This is a genomic window from Leptolyngbya sp. FACHB-711 (assembly GCF_014695615.1).
Lineage (GTDB): Bacteria > Cyanobacteriota > Cyanobacteriia > Elainellales > Elainellaceae > Leptolyngbya_A.
In genome coordinates this window covers 1-4,285 of record NZ_JACJOR010000255.1, presented here as the reverse complement: position 1 = coordinate 4,285, position 4,285 = coordinate 1, and the positions used below count along the sequence as shown (strand labels likewise).

At 52.1% G+C, this 4,285-nt stretch carries 4 protein-coding genes; 3 read left to right on the top strand and 1 reads right to left on the bottom strand.

The features are described 5' to 3' along the window. From H6F80_RS09720 to H6F80_RS09710, 3 genes are all read left to right on the top strand, one after another. On the top strand, positions 1-384 hold a 384-nt coding region (locus H6F80_RS09720; protein ID WP_190791364.1), incomplete at its 5' end, for a fatty acid desaturase. A gap of 475 nt (positions 385-859) precedes the next feature. Continuing rightward, positions 860-1,858 (top strand): radical SAM protein, encoded by a 999-nt coding sequence (locus H6F80_RS09715; protein ID WP_190791363.1) that lies wholly within the window; start codon positions 860-862, stop codon positions 1,856-1,858. Beyond that, positions 1,839-3,257, top strand: coding sequence for a glycosyltransferase family 2 protein (locus H6F80_RS09710; RefSeq protein WP_242067262.1), 1,419 nt, complete (start codon positions 1,839-1,841; stop codon positions 3,255-3,257). The genes H6F80_RS09715 and H6F80_RS09710 overlap by 20 nt, the downstream gene beginning before the upstream one ends. Positions 3,258-3,427: 170 nt before the next feature. Here H6F80_RS09710 and H6F80_RS09705 read toward each other — a convergent pair whose 3' ends face one another. After that, positions 3,428-4,156 carry a pentapeptide repeat-containing protein gene (locus H6F80_RS09705; protein ID WP_190791361.1) on the bottom strand — a complete coding sequence of 243 codons (729 nt, stop codon included), beginning with the start codon at positions 4,154-4,156 and terminating at the stop codon, positions 3,428-3,430. Positions 4,157-4,285 lie beyond the last annotated feature (129 nt).

Sequence of the window (4,285 nt, the reverse complement as noted above, 5' to 3'; positions counted from 1 at the left end):
GGCAAGCATAAAAACCCGATCGTCTGGTATCTGCACTTTATGCAGGGTTACTGGAGTTGGCGGCGGCTAGTTGGGCTGATGGTGATTTTTAACCTGGCAGAGTTCTGTCTGCACATTCCTGAGAAAAATTTGGTGCTGTTTTGGGTCATTCCGTCGATCGCAAGCTCGCTTCAGCTCTTCTTCTTCGGGACGTTTCTGCCGCATCGAGAACCCGAAGGCGGTTATCCCAGTGCCCATCGTGCCAAAACTTTCGCACTACCAACCCTGCTCTCGTTCCTAGCTTGCTACCACTTTGGCTATCACGAAGAGCATCATGAGTATCCGCGTGTTCCCTGGTGGAGGCTGCCGAAAGTCCATCATGCAAGACTGCAAAATGCCCTGTAGCCACTTGGCTACAGCGGAGCAACTCTATCAAGTTTGCGTCGGGTTCAATGCTTGAAGCCTAGACAAAGCATGGATAGAGCATAAATATCGATTGATATTGATCGATTTCCTGCCTGAAGGTTTTCTTTATTTCTACTCCTGATTACGATTTGATTTAATGCAAGACTGCTTTCCTGAGTCCGCAACTGCGGGCTTTTTTATGTCTATGCTCAAGCCAGGGCGATCGGCAACGGTTCTGCCTTCCTGCTGAATCATCGGGTTAGAAGACTGCCAGAGCAAGCTCACTAATTTTCTCAATATTTCTCCGCAACCTTGATAGACTATTCCAAGTGTCGAAAGATTGATGAAAGCGAATGCGCTCATCGTCGGGATGGCTTGTCTGGAAACAAAAGCGTTTATCAAGAACGTTGAAGACGGGCATTGCGCTATCCCATCTAGTCATCTCCAAACCCTAGAAGTTTACCTCTAGAAACCTATGCCGCCCCTCATTGCCAACTACTATCTGACCTACCGCTGCAATGCTCGCTGCCACTTCTGCGACATTTGGGCACTGGAGCCAAAGCAGGAGGCAAGCCTGGAAACGATCGAGCATAATCTGCGCGACTTGAGGCGATTAGGCGTGAGGTATGTGGATTTTACCGGGGGTGAACCGCTGCTGCGTCATGATGTTGGGCAAATCTATCAGACTGCAAAACAGCTTGGCTTCACAACCAGCATGACCACTAATACGATCCTCTACCCCAAGAAGGCAAAGGAAATTCAGGGATTAGTAGATTTCCTCAACTTTTCGCTAGATGGCGCAGACGCAGAAACCCACGACCACTCCAGAGGCGTGAAAATCTTCGATACGCTAGTTGAGTCCGTTCAACTTGCCCTATCGCTCGGCGAATATCCGGTGCTGAATCACACGGTGACGGCTCAAAACTACGATCGCATCGGCGGGGTGGCAGAGCTGGGGCAAAAGCTGGGGGTGCGGGTCTGGCTCAACCCGGCATTTACGGCACACAGCAATTACAACAGCAAGAAAAATCCGACACCAGAGATTGCTCAGGCAATCGAGTCAACTGCCAGAAGGTATAGAAATGTTGGCTACAATAAGGCTGCTCTGGCATTTATCGAGGCGGGCGGCAACGATACGCAAAACCCACGCTGTAAAGCGGTGGATGCAGTCATCGCCATTTCGCCACACGATGAGCTATTGCTGCCTTGCTATCACTTTGCTCAAACCGGAGTGCCGATCGAGGGTCGGCTCTATGAGCTGTATCGGGAATCGGAAACGGTTGAGGAATATCGTCAGTCGCAGGGCAAGCTATCGGTATGCGAAGGCTGCACGGTCTGGTGTTACCTGATCCCCAGCTTTTTCAAGGGCGTTGACAAATACTGGTTTCTCAATCAAATGACCTATGCCGGCGAATTCCTGGCGCGAAAGCGATTCCTTCAGCGATCCAATAAGAATGAACTCACTCCTGTCTAATCTTCCTGAACCCCTAGATGACAATGACTTGGACGATTCTCTCACCAGCAGTCATTTATTCGATCGAGGCATGGAAGGACGAAGACAAAAAGCAGCCGTTGCAATCACGATGATTTGGGGCGGCACGATCGCTCTGCATCTGCTATCTTGGGGCATCTGGCTGGTTTGGGGTTTAACCACGCTTATGAGCATTCATGCGCTGCGAGTGCTGCTGGCGCGTCCGCTTCCCCCGGCGAAGCTGCTATCGAGCGACGATCCCGAAGCCTGTCCCTATGTCTCGATGCTGGTTGCTGCAAAAAATGAGGAAGCCGTGATTGGCTCTCTGGTTAAAGATTTATGCAGCCTGGATTATCCGAGTAGCCGCTACGACCTGTGGATCATTGACGACAACAGCACCGATCGCACCCCGCAGGTTCTAGAAAAACTGGCACAGGACTATCCGCAGCTTCATGTAGTTCGACGTTCTGCTAATGCGGGAGGGGGAAAATCGGGTGCGCTGAACGAAGTCTGGGAACTGACGCAGGGCGATATTATTGCCGTCTTTGATGCTGATGCCCAGGTTCCGAAGGAGCTTTTGCGACGGGTTGCGCCATTGTTTGACCGCGAAACGATTGGGGCAGTGCAAGTGCGGAAGGCGATCGTGAATGGATTGACCAACCTCTGGACACGCGGACAGACTGCAGAAATGGCGTTTGATAGCTATGTGCAGCAGCAGCGGATCGCGATCGGCGGCATTGGCGAACTGCGGGGCAACGGTCAATTTGTGCGGCGAGCTGCCCTGGAACACTGCGGCGGCTGGAACGAGGAAACGATTACTGACGATCTCGATCTGACGCTGCGGCTGCACCTGAATCGCTGGGAAATTGATCTGCTGATGACTCCTCCCGTTGGTGAAGAAGGCGTCACCACGGCAACCGCGCTCTGGCATCAGCGCAACCGCTGGGCAGAAGGCGGCTATCAGCGATACCTGGACTACTGGCGACTGCTGGTTCGCAACCGCATGGGCACGACAAAATCGATCGACCTGCTGATGTTCATGATGTCGCAGTACCTTCTACCCACTGCCTCTGTACCAGATATGCTGATGGCGATCGTCCGCAGTACGCCTCCGGTGCTGGCTCCGATCACCAGTCTGATGATCACGTTCTCGCTGATCAATCTGTTTCTGGGCATTCGGGCAACACAAAAGGAAACGGTGCGATCGCAAAGCGCGGCGGGTACAGCCCGGTCGAGAAGACTGCCGATCGGGGTAGCAAATGCAATGGCGCAAACCCTGTTCGGAACACTCTATATGCTGCACTGGATTCCAGTAATGGCAAGCACGACGCTGCGAATGGCTGTTCGTCCGAAGCGGCTCAAGTGGGTTAAAACAGTGCATCACGGCTCAAAGCAGGGCTAGATGTCCGCTGTTCGCTTAATTGTTAGCTCAATAGAAAAATTAAATTGGAGCGGTTGGTTGCGATCGATCGCTTTTTTGTTGCGCTTTTGCCCATGTTCTGTCGCGGAGAAGACCGGGGAAAGCGAAAATCTGATGTTACAGAGGAAATACTGCCTGCTGTGAAGAGCAATTTAGGGCGATCGCCAGTCGGGAGGCAGCGTGGCAAAATCGAGGCGAGCATTCGTTAGATTCGTTCCGGTGAGGTCTGCTTCGGATAAATCAGCGTAGCGTAGATCGGCTCCGGTAAAATTTGCATCTCGCAGATTCGCATTGCGAAGGATGGCTCCATAAAGGCTGGCATTGGTAAAGTTAGCTTCCTGCAAGTTGGCATTGCTTAAGTCAGCGTCGCGAAGTTCTGCGTCCTGGAGCTGTGCCTCGGTGAGATTTGCTCTGGATAGGCTGCTGTGCAGCATCTGTGCCTCTTGAAGGTTAGCGTTTCGCAGGTCTGCTTCGCCTAGATCTGCCCCCTGCAACTGTGCCTCCTGAAAATTGGCATTTCGCAGCATTGCCCGCACCAGCATGGCATTGATCAAAATTGCTTTAGTGAACTTTGCCTGTCTGAGATTTGCACGAGTCAAATCAATCCGGCTCAGGTCACGGCCTTGCAGGTCAACTTGCTCCAGGATACAGTCTGGGCAACGATTGGTCTGATTAATGCGATCGATCGGCGGCAGCGTAGGGCGAATCGGCAGCGCGATCAAGGGTTTGTCTTCTGATGATTCTGTCCCCGACGGCTCCGGCGGCATGACTGTAAACCGAAGGGCGATCGGCACGATGGCAAGCAGAATTGCGGCGATCGGCAGGAGAATTTGAACGTTCATTACAGGTCTAATATCGGTTTTAATATCAATTACTTTCATGGCTTGTGCTTATCACGATCGTTCAATAGGGGAAGACGCAGGCAGGGATTCCCGCGAGGTTGCGCTTTGCAATAATCGAACCTCAAAAAGTTGCTCCAGGTTCAGGAAAAACATTGGCTCTGAATCCGC